This is a genomic window from Seonamhaeicola marinus (assembly GCF_008085455.1).
The window spans coordinates 1-669 of sequence record NZ_VSDQ01000737.1; the positions used below are offsets into that span (position 1 = coordinate 1).

General features: G+C 34.1%; 1 protein-coding gene and 1 pseudogene. One reads left to right on the forward strand and one right to left on the reverse strand.

The features are described from left to right. A partial coding sequence (locus FUA24_RS23260; protein WP_148545720.1) for a phosphatase PAP2 family protein occupies positions 1-334 on the forward strand: 334 nt, incomplete at its 5' end. Here the strand turns inward: FUA24_RS23260 and FUA24_RS23265 are convergent. Continuing rightward, positions 324-669 (reverse strand): annotated as a pseudogene (locus FUA24_RS23265) (methylmalonyl Co-A mutase-associated GTPase MeaB); the annotation flags it as partial. The gene FUA24_RS23260 and the pseudogene FUA24_RS23265 overlap by 11 nt on opposite strands.

The window sequence follows — 669 nt, forward strand, 5'->3', positions numbered from 1 at the left end:
TGGTTTTGAAAGACCCAGACCATGTAGAGATGAGGCTGGTTTATTTGATAAAATACGCTTTATAGCGGTGCGTTGTGGTAAATACGGGTTCTTTTCTGGGCATTCATCAAACTCTATGGCGGCGGCTGTTTTTGCAGGTTTAACTTTAAGACCCTATTACAAAAATTTAATTTTCATTTTATTATTTTGGAGTGCTGTGGTTGCTTACAGCCGTATTTATGTGGGGGTACATTACCCAACAGATATTATTTGCGGTTTAACTTTTGGAGCCATTTCTGGCTTTTTATTTTATAAACTGGGGCAATTTTTAATTAAAAAGTACATTACAACTTAGGCATATTTAGCAATACATCGGCTGCTGCAAAAGGTGTTGTTTGGTTGGTTTCAATGAGGTTTAGTTGATTTTTTAATTCGGCCTTTATGTTTGGCGTGTTAAAAAAATTAGATTTTAATTGGGTTTCAATGGTTTGAATAAGCCAGTATTTATTTTGCTGGTTGCGTTTTATGTTGAAATAATTGTTGGCTTTTGTGGTTTTAATGTATTGTAAAATTATGTCCCAAATTGTATTAATACCTTCATTGTTTAAAGCACTGCATGTGGTTACTTTTGGTAACCATCCTGATACCTTTGTAGGGTAGAAGTGTAATGCTCTTGTAAATTCTGTTTTT